The organism is Neorhodopirellula pilleata (assembly GCF_007859915.1).
Taxonomy (GTDB): domain Bacteria; phylum Planctomycetota; class Planctomycetia; order Pirellulales; family Pirellulaceae; genus Rhodopirellula; species Rhodopirellula pilleata.
This window is the reverse complement of record NZ_SJPM01000011.1, coordinates 126,740-143,766: the sequence shown is the minus strand read 5'-3', so window position 1 is coordinate 143,766 and position 17,027 is coordinate 126,740. Positions and strand designations below refer to the sequence as shown.

The 17,027-nt window shown below is 55.9% G+C and carries 10 protein-coding genes; 6 read left to right on the top strand and 4 right to left on the bottom strand.

The features are described from left to right. Positions 1-9: 9 nt before the first annotated feature. The 3 genes from Pla100_RS21970 to Pla100_RS21960 all read left to right on the top strand — a co-directional run bounded on the left by Pla100_RS21970 (position 10) and on the right by Pla100_RS21960 (position 7,559). Entirely contained in the window at positions 10-4,476 is a 4,467-nt protein-coding gene (locus Pla100_RS21970; RefSeq protein WP_197168145.1) for a dockerin type I domain-containing protein, read from the top strand. Positions 4,477-4,551: 75 nt separating this feature from the next. Next, on the top strand, positions 4,552-6,318 hold the full coding sequence (locus tag Pla100_RS21965; RefSeq protein ID WP_146580201.1) for a hypothetical protein: 1,767 nt from the start codon (positions 4,552-4,554) through the stop codon (positions 6,316-6,318). Between the two features lie 161 nt (positions 6,319-6,479). Then, positions 6,480-7,559: a DUF1559 domain-containing protein gene (locus Pla100_RS21960; protein WP_146580199.1), complete on the top strand. Its 1,080-nt coding sequence runs from the start codon at positions 6,480-6,482 to the stop codon at positions 7,557-7,559. Between the two features lie 372 nt (positions 7,560-7,931). Here the strand turns inward: Pla100_RS21960 and Pla100_RS31815 are convergent, their stop codons facing one another. Next, the gene (locus Pla100_RS31815; protein ID WP_231603343.1) at positions 7,932-8,111 is read right to left on the bottom strand and encodes a hypothetical protein; all 180 of its coding nucleotides are present in this window, start codon (positions 8,109-8,111) and stop codon (positions 7,932-7,934) included. 766 nt (positions 8,112-8,877) lie between these two features. Between Pla100_RS31815 and glgX the strand changes: the two genes are divergently transcribed. After that, complete coding sequence (gene glgX, locus Pla100_RS21950; protein WP_146580197.1) at positions 8,878-10,968, top strand: glycogen debranching protein GlgX; 2,091 nt, start codon at positions 8,878-8,880, stop codon at positions 10,966-10,968. 7 nt (positions 10,969-10,975) lie between these two features. On the opposite strand, the gene lexA is transcribed toward glgX, so the two are convergent. Further along, on the bottom strand, positions 10,976-11,563 hold the full coding sequence (gene lexA / locus Pla100_RS21945; RefSeq protein ID WP_146580195.1) for a transcriptional repressor LexA: 588 nt from the start codon (positions 11,561-11,563) through the stop codon (positions 10,976-10,978). Between the two features lie 195 nt (positions 11,564-11,758). Next, positions 11,759-12,544: an undecaprenyl-diphosphate phosphatase gene (locus Pla100_RS21940; protein WP_146580193.1), complete on the bottom strand. Its 786-nt coding sequence runs from the start codon at positions 12,542-12,544 to the stop codon at positions 11,759-11,761. Positions 12,545-12,739: 195 nt separating this feature from the next. On the opposite strand from Pla100_RS21940, the gene Pla100_RS21935 reads away from it, so the two are divergent. Together Pla100_RS21935 and Pla100_RS21930 are read left to right on the top strand one after the other, a co-directional pair. Further along, a complete protein-coding gene (locus tag Pla100_RS21935) occupies positions 12,740-13,660 on the top strand; it encodes a DUF368 domain-containing protein (protein ID WP_231603379.1) in 921 nt (306 codons plus the stop codon). A 72-nt stretch (positions 13,661-13,732) separates the two neighbouring features. Then, positions 13,733-14,506 carry a CDP-alcohol phosphatidyltransferase family protein gene (locus tag Pla100_RS21930; RefSeq protein ID WP_146580191.1) on the top strand — a complete coding sequence of 258 codons (774 nt, stop codon included), beginning with the start codon at positions 13,733-13,735 and terminating at the stop codon, positions 14,504-14,506. Here the strand turns inward: Pla100_RS21930 and Pla100_RS21925 are convergent. Further along, on the bottom strand, positions 14,472-17,006 hold the full coding sequence (locus Pla100_RS21925; protein WP_146580373.1) for a DUF1588 domain-containing protein: 2,535 nt from the start codon (positions 17,004-17,006) through the stop codon (positions 14,472-14,474). The two genes, Pla100_RS21930 and Pla100_RS21925, sit on opposite strands and share 35 nt — an antisense overlap. Between the last annotated feature and the right edge of the window lie 21 nt (positions 17,007-17,027).

The window sequence follows — 17,027 nt, the reverse complement described above, 5'->3', positions numbered from 1 at the left end:
CGTTCGCTCATGGCCCTTTTTCCCCAAGCAAAATCGAGTCGATTCCAACCTCGCCGGCGATCGCTCACGGTTCAAAAACTTGACCCTCGCGTCGTCTTCGCCGCCGAGTTGGATTTGCAAGTCAACCTGCAGGGCAGTCCCGCCGAGACCATCCCCGGGCAAGTCATCGTTCCAGGGTCGGCGATCGTCTGGGACTATCAAATCACCAATACCGGGGACCAGCCCATCGCCGGGCTGCGGGTCCTTCAAAATGCCGGCACGCCCGCCGATCCGAGCGATGACTTCGAGCCAGCCCTCGTTCCGAACGTCCAGCCGGCACCGTCGATCGCTGCTTCGGGTACGTTGGTCGCCACGTTCGCCAACACTCGCGTTGACAAGATGGTCAGTAGTCCTTGGCAACCTCGTCTATATGCGACCATACCCAATGAAGACATGGTCGCCGTTTACAACACCAAAACGTCAACTCTGATCCGTTCGGTTGATTTAAATTACGCGCCATCCGGTTTGACGCTTTCGGCGGACGCGTCCACACTCTACGTGGCCGCGTTCAGCGAGTCCCTTGATCGCGGGCGCATCTTTATTCTCGACGCTGGCGATCTGGATGAAATCGACAGCATCATCGTGCCCGGTGTACCTCGGGACGTCCGCGTCGGTGCGGACGGTCGCTTGATCGTTTTGACCGACCGCGAACTACTGCAGATCAATCCGGCGACAGGTGACTCGGTCAGCGATTCGATTCCCGTCGAGTTCTCACGCGGCGAGCTGGCCATCAATCCGGCGCGTGACCGGCTCTACGTCGCCAGCATCGGTGCCCCTTGGGCTTCGCTGACACAGTACGATTTGACGGCCGACCCGCCTCGCGTTCTTTGGCAAAGTCCGACCGGTCCGTTGACCGGGAGCAACGGCCAAGACCTCACCATCAGTCATGACGGACGGTTCGTTTCCTACGCCGCCGGTAACGGACAGGGCGGTTATCGAATTGCCAAATACGACACGCTGTCCGATATGAATATCATCGGCCATTTCGAAACGGGAGCGTTCCCGAGAGAAATCACCTACAGCCCCGACGATGCCATCGCCTACACTGTTTCGCGATCCGGAGTCATTTCGGCATGGGATACGGGCGACTTCCAATTGGCCGATCAGCTATCGGTCATCGGGGAGGCACGTGAACTCAGTGTGGATTCTACCGGACGGTATCTCTACGCCGCATTCGACGATGGGTTGCGGGTCTATTCCACCGGTCGAACCGTCGCGATCAACATTGGCGATGAAAACCAAAACGGATTAGTCGATCCCGGTGAACGATGGTCGTACACGTCCGAAGGAGTTGCCGATACCGGACCAACCCAAACAATCAGTTTGGCAACCGGGATCAACCCGCAAGGCAATCCGGTAACCGCCGTGGCAACCTCGTATTACACCGGAGAATCCATCTCGGTTACGTTGGCATCGACGCTGCAAGGTGAAGCCGTCACGGCGACATCCTCGCCATTGCACGCAATCGACAAAACGCTCCTATGGCGTCATTCCGTCACCAACACCGGTACGGCCGCACTGTCTCAGGTCAACCTACGACGCGATGGGATCGATTCAAACAATCGATACCTGGCGGGCGATGTCAACGAAAACGGCCAGTTCGATCCGAACGAAACTTGGATTTACGAAGTCCAAGAAATCGCGACGGCGGGAATTCAAACGCGTGTCGTTCAGTTCAATGCCGTCTCGGCAAGCGGCGATGCGCCGGTCGCGTTCAATGAGTCCGAAATCGTCGGCTATTTCGGCGTCGACTCTTCCGTCGAGCTTCGATCGCTTATCAACGGTCAAGTCGTCGGCGTTGAGCCGGGCTCGGAGATCGGTGTCGGCGATCCCGCGACTTTGGTTTACCAGATATCCAATACCGGGAATGTCTCGCTATCCTCGGTGACTCTGATCGAAGACAACGGAACGGCTCGAAACGATGATGATTTTTCGCCGATTCGAGCGCAAGGAGATACCAACGCCAACGACGAACTTGACCCTGGCGAAACCTGGATCTACTTGATCGAACAAACCGCCGTCGCCGGAACACAACAGCGCAACCTCGCCCTCACGGCCACCGATCCGCTCGATCGTCAGATCACGGCGGAAACGCCCGCGCATTACGTCGGTGTCGGCGGGAATGTGGACTTGGTGGTCGGCTTGATTGCGCCTGAAAACCCACTTCAACACCCCGCCACGGAGAGTGCACTGGTACCGACCGGTGAGTTGGTCCGTTTGCAATACCTCGTTACCAATGCGGGCACCTTGCCCCTGGGCAATCCGACACTCGTCGATGACCGAGCAACACCGAACGACCTGAGCGATGACCTCACTCCGTTTCGTGTCAACGAAGACATCGGTGCCGACGGCGTTCTATCCCCCGGCGAGACATGGGACTTTCGAATCTCGTTCCTTGCCGCCGAAGGTCTTCGGTCGCACCGGGCCAACGTCGTCGTTTACCCGGTCGATGAACTGGGACAAACACTCGATGGAGTTAACCCGGTATCGGACACGGCCAGCTCGCAGTACTTCGGCGGGACCGTGGATATCAATGCCAACGTACGAGCAAATGGTTCGGCGGTCGATCCCGAGCGTGACGATTTGTTCCTAGCCGATACAATGGTCCAGTGGACCTATGAAGTGACCAATACCGGCAACACTGCGATCGAAAGCGTTCGCGTCGTCGAGAACCCGGCGGATGAAACCGAAGAACCGATCCCCACGTTTTCTCAACCGCATTCGACGCAAACGGGATTGTCGCCCCGCGGGACCGTCATGGCGGAATTCGATGGAGTCATGGTGCATCGATTTGTAACACATCCGACGCTTCCGTATGTGTTCGCGTCGGACTTCGCCGGCAACCGCGTTTTGAAGATCAATACGAACACGCTGCTGATCGAACAAACTTACGAGATGGGTCTGCGTCCACGTGGGATGTCGCTATCGCCCGACGGAAACCGACTCTATGTCGCTCATGAAACATCACAAACGATCGGCGTGTTGGACATCGCGAACAATGAAATCCTGCCAAGCCTATCGATCGCCCAGGTCCCGCGAGACGTTCAAGTCGGAATTGATGGGCGCTTGTACGTTCTCGGCCATCAAAATTTAATGCAACTCAATGCGTTGACCGGCGAGGCCGTCGGGCCGACTCTACCGGTCACCGTGCTCGGAGGCGAGATCGCGATCAATCCCGAACGAACAAGACTTTATTATTCCAACTCGAATCTAACGCCCGCATCGCTTTATCAGATCGATCTGACAACTCCCTCGCCGACCATTCTTTATCAAAGCCCGGCCGACGGCAGCGAGGGTGGCAATGGTCAGTCGTTGGCCTTGAGCGCCGACGGAAGCTTGGTCGCTCACGCGGTCTCATTGCCATCGGGAAGCATCGGCGGAGGAGGTGTCGCGACGCCCGTTCGCGTCACCGTTCGAAAGACATCCGACATGACGCTGGCCGGCGAGTATGCTCTCGCCGACCCCGCCCCGGGAGTGTTCGCGCGAGAGATCGCGTTTGATCCTGAAGGTCGATTCGCCTATGCCACATCCCAACCCAATCTCATTTCCGTTTTCGGCGCGACCACATTCGCTCAAACCAGTGCGATCGGTATCGACGGAACCACCGAAGAGATGGAAGTCGACTCGACCGGCCGCTATTTGTTCGCTTCGGTCGGAACTCGATTAGTGGTCTACTCGACCGGTCGGGCGTTATCAACGATCAATCGCGGTGACGTCAATTTCAATCGTAGCTTCGATCCCGGCGAAACCTGGATCTATGGTTCGTCGGCGACGGTTGAACCAGGCAGTGCAGCCCATTCGATCACCGCGATCGCAACCGGTCTGTTCGGCCAAACCATTGCCGCGACCACAGAAACGACGATCGTGGGGGCCGCCACCGCCCAGATCAACGCACTCGTGTCCGGAGCAACCGTTTACAACGAGGACGGCTTGCCGGAGACTTGGATCGTCTCCGATGATCGGTTTGAGATCTCGCAAGGAAGATTGAAGCTACGCGACGGCGAGTTCCTCAGTGCCGACGACGATCAACTGGAAGTCACTTTGCGTGTCGATGAGGCATCTGATCGGATCGAGCGGTCGATCGTCGTGAGCGTCAGCAATGAACCAGCATGGCAGAACACATTGGACCCTGCCGACGTCAACGGCGACGGATTGGTCACCGCCCTGGACGCGTTGATCATCATCAACCGGCTCGATGCGATCGAGTCGGCCGCTAACGGAAACTCGCTCGGTGTCCGTCCGCACGACGTCGAACTGTTCTACGATGTGAGCGGCGATTCATTGATTACGGCGGTCGATGCCTTGCGAGTGATCAATGCCCTCAACGCTTCATCGACCACGCCCGCGTCGGCGGCCGACAGCGAACCGATCGCCGCCGTGATAGAACTGCTATCGATGGAAGAAAGAAAACGTCGGGAATTTGAATACCATCGCTGACGCGACGGTTTGGGTTACCAAGGCCGCTGGAGTAAACTCCGACATCTCCTTTCCTCCTTAACAGAAACGCGTCCAATGCGGATCCATGCCGGCCACACGCTCACACTCGCGTGGGTAATCTTGCTCACCACTTCTCTCGAATGTCATGCCGACACCCATACTTGGGACGGGAAGTACGAGACGACCTCGATCGACGTGACGGTCGTTTACTTCGTCCCATCGGATCGTCAACCACTGACCGATTGGCGAGATCGAGTCGATTACTACTGCCAGAGAATCGAGAAATTTCACGCCCGTGAGTTTCAAGGCGAATCAAAGTTGCGGACGCTCATTCATCCGGAGCCATTGGTTTCGCAACTGTCGACGTCGCAACTTCGCAGCGGCGATGCCAACGCGATCTATTATCGCACGCTCCAGGAAACCGACCGGCGGATCGGATTCGCCCAAGACAAAACGGACGCCTTTCCGATTCTGCTCGTACTGAGCGAAATCAACTGGCGACCACTCGATGATTTTTATCGTCTCGCGCCCACCGAGGGCGGATTTGAATTCGAAGGCAACCTCCATGACGGTCAACATTTCCCCGGTGCCGCATCGGGCGGTTCGAGGGCAAGCTACCGTGCCGACCGGGGTGTCGGGTGGGGACTGGTTAGCGCGGACGGATGGCGAGTGCCTTACCGAGGCTCGGACTGCGTGGTCTACCACGAAGGATGCGGACACACCGTCGGACTTCCCCACCCGGAACCTGGCAACGGGTCGGTGATGAGTATGGGGCAGTACCGAGGATGGATCAGTGAATCGTGGTTAGACAAAGAACAAAAAAGCCGCCTCGGATGGGAACCGCTCGACTTAACAGTCGATCCGCAGACGCGACTGTTTTCAGAGTTTCGAGCCTTGCCCGAACCGATCGTTCCGTCTCCCGGGGAGAAGGTTGTCTTGAACCTCGATTGGCCTGATGACGCAACGCTCAAATCAATTCGAGTTCGCTACCAAACGGACATCAACGGACCTTGGATCGACGCTCCCCAAGAGCAGCAAGCCATGCTGCCGGAGACGGTGACGCTGGGATCATTCGAACGACCGACTCCGGTAAGTTACCGCATCAACGTGACGATGCAGGACGGCACGAGCGAAGAACTGTGGGGCTACTTCCAAGTCCGCCTGAATGACCAACCACCCCGGCCGACCTCGCGGTTCGAAGATTGGATCGTTCAAGACGGAGTCGGTTCGAATGCGGCCGGTTCGAATGCGGCCGATTCAACCGAGGTCGTGAAGGCTTGGCCAGACGAGGAGATTGATTTACTTAAGCAAACCGATCCGGCACAGTGCTGGACGGTGGGCGACTGGACGTCCCGCGATGGCACCTTGGTCAGCCCCAAACGTTACGGTGCTCGGCTGGAACTGCCTTTTACGCCGAGCGGAGAATACCGTTTGACATTGATCGTCGAACCACTCGATTCGCCCAACGGTTTGATCTTGGGGCATCAGCTCGCCGGCAAACGGTTCGCGACCTTATTGAATTATTCCGTCGGCGACGAGCACCGCAGCGCCATCGAAAACGTGGACGGTCGCAACGTCGGGAATGAAACGACCTTCACCGGATCGCTGTTCCGGCAAGGCCAACTTTCGCAAGTGATCGTTACGGTGCGAAAGAATCGAGTGAGCGTATTGGTCGATGGTCGCACGATCGTGAACTGGCAGGGAAAAGCCGATCAATTATCGCTGTCGGATTATTGGGCGACGCCCAACCCGTCCGCGTTATTGGTCGGTGCTTACGATTGCAGTTTCCGTTTCCACCGGATCACGCTCGAGCCACTCGAGAATCGGGGTGGCGATTTTTAAGAAAATCGACCATACCGGGTTGCTATTGCGACTGACTCGCATTACCGTTTGAGCAATAAAAAGCTAGCCAGCCCACTTCGGTTGCCTTCGATCTGATTCGATGCGTGATCCGAATGCCAGCCATGCTTGATCCTTTCAACACCGAATTTTAGGACAAGTCCATGCGCGCTGGTATGACCGGTTTGATGTCGCCTTCGATCACCCCCAAACGTTTTGCTTTTACCCTCGTCGAGTTGTTGGTCGTGATTGCGATCATCGGCGTGTTGGTGGGGTTGTTGCTGCCCGCCGTCCAGGCGGCCCGCGAAGCGGCCCGTCGGATGAGTTGCAGCAATAATCTGAAACAGGTCGGGTTGGCGACCCACAACTACGAATCCGTCTACAAGAAACTGCCGCCGGCTTGGAGCCTGACGCCCGACGGAAAGGGCTGGTCGATGCAGGCCCGGATCCTACCTTTCATCGAGGCTTCCGGGCTCGCCGATGGCATTAACTTCGGCGATGGCTATACCAATTCGTCGCTGGTCGTTGACGGACAAGCCGTACCGATTTCCGCCTATCGAGTTCCGACGTACCAATGCCCGAGCGATCCGCTGGACCAACCGCGGTTGGGCGCGAGCGGCCCGGAATATTACAAGCTGAATTACGCGGTCAATCAGGGCACGTGGTTCGTGTTCGATCCACAAAACGAATCGAACCTTGCCGACGGCATGTTCGTTCCCAACCGCTATTTCGGAATGCGCGATTGCTTGGACGGATTGAGCAATACCTTGGCGTTTGCCGAAGTCAAAGGCTGGACGCCCTACATGAGGGATGTTGCCAATACGATGGATTTGACGAAGCCGATCCAGCCAGAGGAAATCTGTGCTCTCGGTTACGGGGCGAGCGGATTCAAGCGTGACACCGGGCACACCGAATGGACCGACGGTCGAGTTCACCAAGCGGGGTTTACGACCACGTTCACGCCCAATTTGAAAGTCCTCTGCGACGACGGTTCGGGTCAAAAACTGGACGCCGATTGGACGAATTCTCGGGAGGGTAAAACGATCACCCTCGTCGGCGGACTTCCGACGATCACCGATACCGCAAAGACCTACGCCGCCGTGACGTCTCGCAGTTACCACGTCGGCGGCGTTCTGGTGGGCGTGATGGATGGTTCGGTTCGATTCGTAACCGATTCGGTCGATCGCGACCTGTGGCAAGACCTATCGACTCGCATGGGCCGAGAAGTGATCGAGTGGCCGTAATCGGCTGCGTAAGAATAAGCGTGTGCATCCAAAGCTCTGGCTCTCATTCGTGCTCGTGCTCAGCATCGCGGTGCTCGTGCTCGTAATCGACCGCCACCGGACAGCTGAACGATCGCTCTTTGACGCCGTCAAACTTGATCGCCATTCGGGTCAACTTCGACACGATTCGCTTGAGCTTGGACTTTTAGTCGCGACTCGTCGATTCGTTCATGCCGCCAGTCGAGACCAAGACGTATTCGATCGACAGACGATAAACGTCGAGTCGAACGTGGTTGAAAGTTAGATCGTTCATGAGGGCTGCTTTTCGATTACGAGCACGAGCACCGTTTCACTGAGCACGAGCACGATGGTGGATAGCCAGAACTACTGAGGTCATCTGGGACGGACGATTGATTCTTCATTGGCAAAACATGGCAGGCCGTGCTTACGTGCACGGCCAAGTTGTGGCCATGTTTCGTGCTCGTGCTCAGCATCGCGGTGCTCGTGCTCGTAATCGGCCGCCACCGGATAGCTGAACGATCGCTCTTTGACGCCGTCAAACTTGATCGCCATTCGGGTCAACATCGACACGATTCGTTTGAGTTTGGACTTTTAGTCGCGACTCGTCGATTCGTTCATGCGGCCAGTCGAGACCAAGACGTATTCGATCGACAGACGATAAACGTCGAGTCGATCGTGGTCGAAGGTTAGATCGTTCATCAGGGCTGCTTTTCGATTACGAGCACGAGCACCGTTTCACTGAGCACGAGCACGATGGGCACCTCGCGCCAGAACGATGTAATTATCGCCGGTTGCTTCGAAAATCATCTCGGGGTGGCCGGACTGATCATCGGTCGGGCCGAAGGGCAAGTATGCGGGTCCCCCGAGGGCCGGTCAAGCAATTCGGCCGGTCCAGCAATTCTGAGGAATGTTTCCAGGTGTTGGTCACAATACCGTGCCGAGGGTCTCCGTGGAGCTTGGCGAGAATTTTGCCACTAAGGCACGATAAGGTAGAGTTCGCCTTTCGTGGCGATTCTGGCCACATTGGCAAGCCCGGCGAGCTGGTGGAGGAGATATCATACGGTCAAGCTGACAGTTTCTGTTCCTCCAAAGGAGATCGTTTTTAGGTCACTCGGGTCACCGGTCGAATGATTGTCTTGTTCCATCTTAATGGAACGACCGGCAATCTTTGGCTGACACTTCGCCGTTGCCCGATCGAACTATTGAGCCGAATGATCGACGTTTCTTGTCTTCCGGGACGGAGAATTTTTGCCGATCGTTGGCTTGGTGGTAGGTTTCGGTGACAACTGGACCCTGTGACTCAAGGAGCGATCTTTCCATGCTGATGCGACAACCGTGCCCCGATCTTCAATTCGCCTATGCCCCACCTTTCGGGGCTTCGCTGACCGAAAAAGGGACTCAGTTCTCCGTCTTTAGCCGGTCGGCAACCGAAATGCGGCTTTTGCTTTACAACAAGGTCAACGACCGCGAACCGGCTCAGATCATTGATTTTGATCGCCAGACGGATCGCTGGGGTGACGTTTGGAGCTTGCACGTTCCAGGACTCGACGCCGGTCAACTTTACCACTTTCAAGCCAGCGGTCCTTGGGACCCCGAAAACGGACATCGTTTCGATTCATCGGCACGTTTGATCGATCCTTACGCACAAGCGCTTGCGGGAACTTATCAAACCGGTAAGGACGGCTTGGTTCGGCCGCCCAAGTGTGTCGTCGTCGATCAATCGTTCGACTGGGAGGGTGATCGCCATCTGCGTCACGACATAAGCGAAACGATCATTTACGAAATGCACGTTCGGGGCTTCACCAAGAGCAAGACGGCCAAGGTCAAGGCCCCCGGCAGTTATCTTGGCGTGATCGAAAAAATCCCGTATTTGAAATCACTCGGTGTCACAGCCGTCGAATTGATGCCCGTTCATGAATTCCCGATTCGTGACCCACACGGACAAAAATTGTCACGGCCGAACTATTGGGGCTACGACCCGATGGCGTTCTTTGCGCCTCATCGTGGCTACGCTCACAACTCGAAACCGGGAGCCCAAGTCAATGAATTCAAACAAATGGTCAAGGCGCTCCACGCCGCCGGCATCGAGGTGATCCTGGACGTCGTGTTCAATCACACGTGCGAAGGCAACGAGCACGGACCCACGCTGTCGTTCAAGGGATTAGAAAACCAAGTTTACTATATCCTCAGCGAAGGTCAGCATTACTGCAACTACAGTGGTTGTGGCAACACGATCAACGGCAATCACCCGGTCGTCCGCGAGATGATCTTTCACTGCCTGCGTCACTGGGTTCACAACTATCACATCGACGGATTCCGTTTCGATTTGGCAAGCATATTGAGTCGTGACCGAAAAGGAAATTTGATTCCCAATCCGCCGATGGTCGAATTGATCGCCGAAGATCCTATGCTCGCCGACACCAAGATGATCGCCGAAGCCTGGGATGCCGCAGGTGCTTACCAAGTCGGTAGTTTCGGTAACGCCCGTTGGGCCGAATGGAACGGCCGATATCGCGACGACACGCGTGGTTTTTGGCGTGGCGATGGCGGGACGCTCGGCCCGCTCGCGACCCGATTGGCCGGCAGCAGTGACTTGTACCAACACGCCGGACGTCCTCCGTTTTGCAGTATTAACTTCATCACGAGCCATGACGGCTTCACGATGAATGATTTGGTTTCGTACAAGAACAAGCACAACGAGGCCAACGGAGAAAACAACAACGACGGCGATAATCACAACATCAGCGATAACTACGGAATCGAAGGCCCGACGCGGAAGAAGGCGATCACCACGATCCGTGATCAACAAGTTCGCAACATGTTGTCGACCTTGCTGGTTAGCCAAGGCGTGCCAATGATCGTCAGCGGCGACGAAGCCCGACGGACCCAAAAAGGTAACAACAACGCTTATTGCCAAGACAACGAAATCTCTTGGTTCGATTGGCGGTTGGTCGAAAAGAACGCTGATCTGGTCCGCTTTGTTAGCGGCCTGATCGAGTTCCGCAAACGCCAGCCGACGATCCGACGTCGTGAATACCTGACCGGACACCCCGTTGACGGCCGCAAGGTTCCCGACGTGTCGTGGTACGGCGCGGGTGGGCATCTGCTCAATTGGGAACAGGGCGAATTGGCGATGACGGCCTACATCGCCGCCCCGAGTCGCATCGATGATCCCGAAGGTCTCGGACGTGATATGATCTTGATGTTCAACAGCACCGGCGACAACAAAGATTTCCTACTGCCGGAAATCGGTCGCGGCACCCAATGGAACTTGTTCGTGGACACCGCCGCCGAGTCGCCCGGTGATATCTATCCCGACGCGGACGGCCCGATGGCACCGAGCAACCGGATCATCGAAGTCAGCCGCCATTCGCTGCAGATCTACGTCTGCCACGAGGCGGCTCAATAAGCCGCAATCAGATCGTCCCTTCGCGAACCAACGCGACGGCAACGCCGAGCACCTCGGAACCGTGGGTGCTCGAGGTCGACGCAATCACCGGGTGCGGCGACGTCGCGTCCCAAATCCGCATCGCGACCCGCCCGTCGTTGAGTTTCGCCAATACGAGTGTGTCGGCAGAAACTTGTTCGGCCGTTTCCAACACAAGATAGTCGCCGTCAAGAATGCAGCGATCTCGCAACGCATTGCCGGAGATTTGAACAGTAAAGCGATCTCCGGTCGCCAGCGATTTACCCAAATCGATTGCGTCGGTCGGATTCAGGTCCAGCTCGACCGGGTGATCGGATACGACACCCATAAGGACTAAACCCGTTTTCGAGCGGGCATGATCCCCCACCAATTCGATCGCGCGGGATTTGTTCGCTCTCCGCAGAATCAATCCCTTCTTCTCCAGTGCACGCAAATGGCACATCACACCGTTGGGACTCTTGATGCCAAAGTGTTCCCCAATTTCGCGAACGGTCGGACCGTAGCCACGGTCTTGGATTAACGAGCGGATCAACTCGTAAACGTCCTTTTGCCGATCAGTCAATTGCGGCTTAGTCATGCGGATATCAGGTGGGATGGGAACGAGAAGGAACGCGTAGCTCAGGTAGGATCAAAGTCGCTTCCAATGAATCACTTTGATGGCGCAAGTTTAGCGATCCAGGCTAGCTAGCCTATCAGGATGCGCATGTATAGATGCGCTTCGAAATTCACCCTTCCTAAGCCATCGCCAAGTGTATAGGAGTTTCGGCGTGACTCAACCGAAATTCACAAAATGCAAGGCAACGACGCACACGCCGGCTGGAATGCACCAATACGCAAACCAATGCAAACGATCCTCTTGGCTCCAATAAATGAGCCATTTTAGCGCAAAAATTCCGACCAAAAATGAGCAAATCGACCCAGCTAGTAAGAGGGGTACAGACAGGCTCGACATGGCGGTTTCTTCGCTTAAGAGATCCTTCAAAGCCAATGTCGTCGCGCCACAGATGGCGGGGATCGCAAGCAAAAAAGAAAACGTGACCGAATCTTCGTTGTTCAATCCCATCATGCGGCCGCCCACGATCGTCGAACCGCTGCGACTGATTCCGGGAAGGATCGCAATCGCTTGGAAGCAACCGACCACCCAAGCGCTGAACCAACTCATCGCCGTGTACCGCCCATCACGAACGGGCAATCTCCCCAAGAGGACTAGTAGTCCGCCGGTAACGATCAACATCGCGCCGGCCAAAAGCGGACTGCGAATCAACCACGGAAATCCTTCCTTGATCGTTAACCCCACGACAACAGCGGGCAGTGTTCCCACGATCATCAACCCGACCACACGTCGGTCACGGGTGATCAAGTCCAAAATCTTCCGCCAATAAACGACCAAGATCGAACCCAACGTGCCAGCATGAAGAATGATCTCGAGCGTTGCCGATTCGCCAAGTTCGCCGAGCATCGAGCCCAAGATCACCAAGTGACCGGACGAACTGATGGGCAGAAATTCGGCAATGCCTTGGACGACGGCAAGGATCAAAACTCGGTAAAGATCGGTCACGACGAAAAGTCTTTATTGAAGTAGAGTAAAGGATTCATTTTAAAAGGTAGGTTAGAAAAGGTTCCGGCAAGTGCGCAGGCCAACCGGTTTCTGACCAATCTCTTTTGCACCCTGCATCACGGACTGCATCGACCAGTGACATCCACTTCTGAAGATACCGTTTTTCTCGACCCTACGGATCCTCCCGATTCTGCCGTGGGTGATGCGTTGAATGTGTTTCGTGGTTTTTGCATGGGCGTCGCCGACACGGTTCCTGGTGTGAGTGGCGGCACCGTTGCGTTGATCCTGGGACACTACGACCGATTAATCGCCGCCATCAGCCAAGTCGATTCCGAAGCGATCGCGATGTTGATCGGTGGCCGGTGGCGGGAGTTGATTGACAAGCTCGATCTGCGTTTCTTGATTGCCTTGGCGATCGGAATCGCCAGCGGAATTGTGATGTTAGCCGGTTTGATGCACTGGCTCTTGCACGAGCGGATGAATGAAACGATGGCGGTCTTCTTCGGGCTGATCCTGGCGAGCGTCTGGGTGGTTCGCCGCAACGTAACGTCCTGGACATTCTCTCGATATGTCGCCGCCCTCATCGGGATCGCGGTCGCGTTGGCCATCTCGCAAATCCCGGCAAGTGTCGGGGACGTCAGTCTCGTCTATTTGTTCCTCAGCGCATCGATCGCGATCTGCGCCATGATCTTGCCGGGAATCAGCGGTGCGTTCATTCTCTTGCTGCTGGGGGTCTACGAGCCGGTGATCGGCATGATCAAAGAATCCGCCCGTGGGAACATCGATTTTTCAACGATCGTCCAGCTTGGTGTGTTCGCGTTGGGATGCTTGACCGGATTGCTGGCGTTCTCGCGTTTATTGAATTACCTATTGTCAACCCACCGTGACACAACGATGGCAGCCTTGATCGGATTGATGATCGGATCGGTGGGACGGTTGTGGCCGTTGCAGGTTGTGACCCCCGAGACGGCCGACTTGAAGCTAAAGTATCAAGAATTTAATCTTGTCTCTCCGAGCGAGTATCCCGGTAGCGTCGGCGGTCTCGTCGTGCTCGCAATCGTTGCGATCTTGGTCGTGATCGTTGCCGATCGAATCGCCAATAAGGCAGATCGCTAAAAACCGCGCAGTGGTTCGTCGGCGAAGGGCTCCTGAATAAAACCGATACCGTTTTCCTTCAGGAGCTTTGCCATGTCTCGTCGTGTCTCTCACAGCCTTTTGGACCCGATCATCGGGCCGCGTTTACAATCGCTCTACCCGATCCTGCAAATTCCCCGATGGTTTCCTCCGGAAGGAATCGTCTTGGTGGGGCATCTCAGCGCGATCGCCGGAGCGGTCGGATTCGCGTTCTCGACCCAGGTTTGGTGGGGCGGTGTCGTCGGTTGTTTGGGAGTGATCGGCAATCACACCGCAGATTGTCTCGACGGAACCCATGCCCGCTCGACGGGCCAATGTCGCAACGGAGGCGAATTGCTCGATCATTTTACCGATCCGCTGAGTTTCGCCTATATCCTGATCGGTCTGGCGGTCGCGTGTGGTCGATTGGAACTGGGCTTGGCGGCGGTGTGTTGTTTGTTCGCGATGGCGGTGCTGACCAACATCAAAACCAAGATGACCGGCGAATTCACGTTGGCCACCTTCGGACCGACCGAATTCAAAACCGCGTTGGCGATATCGGGACTGCTGCTAAGCATCGGTACCACGACTTGGTTGGGAGCGACCTTCGCCTTGCCGCTGGCGTTCTACGGCTATTCAGCCATGGTGATTGCGGGCATCGGGATGCTGATTCATCAACTCGTCACGGCGGTCAAGGAAGTGAATCGGTGTGGAGCCGAAGTCGATACGGCTCCTTGGGTCACGCGATCGCAAGCGAAAGAAGTATCGCAGAGGATCATTGACAAAAACCAGCGGGTTCATGACGACGCGTTTGTTACCGCTTTCGGTAGAGAAACGCGTCCGATGTGAGCAGCGATACGATCAAGCTGTTCATGCTGCCGCCGTTTTCCCGATAAGCGTGATAGGCATCCTGCAGCACCGGGGCGTCGTGGAGAGTTTCGTTGCGTCCCATCCAAAAACGAAAGGCATGACGAACAAAGACCTGTTCGGCGCGTTCACTTTCTGAAATCTTCCTGATCATTTCGATTGCGTCGGCAACCTTCCCGTCAAGCGACGGGTCACCCGAATCAATGATCTCACCGCTCGTATCAACACGTTGATTCAGTTCCGTCTCGCGATACAAACCTGCGTGGTTGTACATTTCAAACGGCAGCCCGAGCGGATCCATTTTTTGATGGCATGTCCAGCAGTATTCCTCTCGAGTCACCCGCATCCGCTCGCGGAGCGTGTTCTTCGGTTCGTCAGGCAACATGGCGTCGACCGTAATCGGCACATCAGGAATCCCGCCACCTAGCAAACGCTCGCGAATCCATCGGCCGCGACGGATGGCGTGATTGTCCATCGCATCGGAATGAGAAACGAGCCAACTCGGGTGCGTCAAAATCCCCAGGCGTTGTCCTTGGGGAGCCGTGGCCAAGACACGTTCCGGTTTCATCGATCCATTGCCGAAGCTACGATGGCTGACGCGAACGAAGATCTCGGGACCGGACAGATCCGCTTTGGCGACACCGGAATTCTCGTCGTTCCGTCCTGACTTCTTTGTTGCCGCTAATTGCTTTTCAGCCTCCGTCACCGCTCTTTTCTTTTCGGCCAGCTCTTTCTTTCGCGATCTCGCTTCATCCGGGTGGGCTTCGATGAAAGCTTCCAGTTCGGTTAGCTGCTCTTTTGCTGCGGCAAGCTTCGTCGATTGATCCCGGATTCGCTCGGCAAGTTTCTGCTTTGCCGTTTCAAGGGCCGCCGTTTTCTCTTCTTTGGTTCGTTCTTTTCCAAAATATATCTTGTCCGCTTCCGTGGCGATCACTTGATCGGTGGTCAACAACCTGCTGAGCACGTCGGTATCGTCGGCGAGAATCAATTCCACCAATCGATCGGTGCTGGCCGTTGCGTCGAACATGGCTTGGTAATGAGCCGTCCCGCGATTGCTCACGCCGGTATCGGCTAACGCTCGGTTGTCTTTGCAGATGTAACCACCAAGGTCATAGTCAAAGTAATCGCGAAAGAAACGCAATATCCTTGGCTTGCGACTGCTGTCGTCGGCCAACATTCGCTCGACTTCCCGACGGACGTCTTCTTTAGTCCGCATCCGTCCATCAAGGATCGCCCGACGTAGTTTGTCATCCGGTTTGAGATAGCGCAGGGCGTGGTTAACCGCTAACCCGAGTTCCCAATCTTGCATCATCACGCGGCCGTGCGAATCAGGATTTCCCTCGGTCACCAGTTCAGGTCGGAACAACGCATCACGATCTAGAAAGATCGAAGAAAGCCCCAAGACAGCGCCATCTTCTTTGCCAAGTTTGTCAATCGACTCTTGGACGATTTTGATGTAAACGTCGGACTCACTTGGCAGCGGCTGACGGAACGTCAACGCTTCAAACAGATAGTCGATCGCCGCCCGCAAGCTCGGTTCGGTCACGCCGTCCTCTTTCATCAAGTCGTAGACCGGCGTCAGCGGTCGAACAACCTTCGTACTGTAGACCAGTGCGGTGGGCAAACCCCGCAGGTCACCCACCATTTTATCGGCGATCGACTTGGGGTCGTCGGTAATCTGATAAGGCTCGGCAATACTATAAGGGCCATAGGCCATGTAACGAATGATGTCGTCGGCGACATCCATGATCTGGGTCGCTTCGGCACTATTGACCGTGTAAAAATCAGGGTAGTTTTCAAGGCCGTGTGTTCGTGCCGACGACAAAACCGCCGGGATACTTTTGACCGACGTCGCATAGGCAACGGTCCCGCCTTGCCACTGAATGATTCGATCGGTTCCGAAATAGAGCTTCAATTCGCCGCCATGGTTCGTCGGCACCACGTCGCCCCATGTTCGCAGTCCAGGCTTGGACGGGTCGTAAGCCGGCTCGGTGTTGATCAACTCGTTCAATCGAGTGATGTGCTCTTGAGGAGTCACTCGCCAGAGGCGCGCCGGCGATGATGTCGGAACGAGTTCGATCGAATCGGGAAGCCGGCCAAAGAGCAGGTCATGATCGACGAAGTTACCCTTGTTCGGGTCACGGTGGTCATGGAAGCCGCCTTTGTCCCGCATCACACGGCTTAGTTCGCTCACGATCCATTCGGAAAACTTCAGTCGCTCGACGACCTCGGGTTGAGATGCGTCCGCAGGAGGCATTTCCTTCAACGTGACTTGAGCCCATACGCTTCGCCAAATGCCTGCGTTGATTTCATCGATCGGGCCGAGGTCGTGTAGCGAAAGATCTCCTTCGGGTCCGATCTCACCGTGACAATCGACACAATGATTGGTAAGAAACGGTCGAGCAACGTTTTCAAAGTTCCCGCTGACCGGCACGCCCGGCGTGTATGTCTCGCCGTATCCGTTGGAAATGAAACACGCGATCGCGATCGAAACGTTTCGCAA

Excerpts from the sequence above, each read along its gene's own strand:
- Pla100_RS21970 (WP_197168145.1), top strand. The coding sequence starts at position 10 with ATGGCCCTTTTTCCCCAAGCAAAATCGAGTCGATTCCAACCTCGCCGG.
- Pla100_RS21965 (WP_146580201.1), top strand. The coding sequence starts at position 4,552 with ATGCGGATCCATGCCGGCCACACGCTCACACTCGCGTGGGTAATCTTG.
- Pla100_RS21960 (WP_146580199.1), top strand. The coding sequence starts at position 6,480 with ATGCGCGCTGGTATGACCGGTTTGATGTCGCCTTCGATCACCCCCAAA.
- Pla100_RS31815 (WP_231603343.1), bottom strand. The coding sequence starts at position 8,111 with ATGGCGATCAAGTTTGACGGCGTCAAAGAGCGATCGTTCAGCTATCCG.
- glgX (WP_146580197.1), top strand. The coding sequence starts at position 8,878 with ATGCTGATGCGACAACCGTGCCCCGATCTTCAATTCGCCTATGCCCCA.
- lexA (WP_146580195.1), bottom strand. The coding sequence starts at position 11,563 with ATGACTAAGCCGCAATTGACTGATCGGCAAAAGGACGTTTACGAGTTG.
- Pla100_RS21930 (WP_146580191.1), top strand. The coding sequence starts at position 13,733 with ATGTCTCGTCGTGTCTCTCACAGCCTTTTGGACCCGATCATCGGGCCG.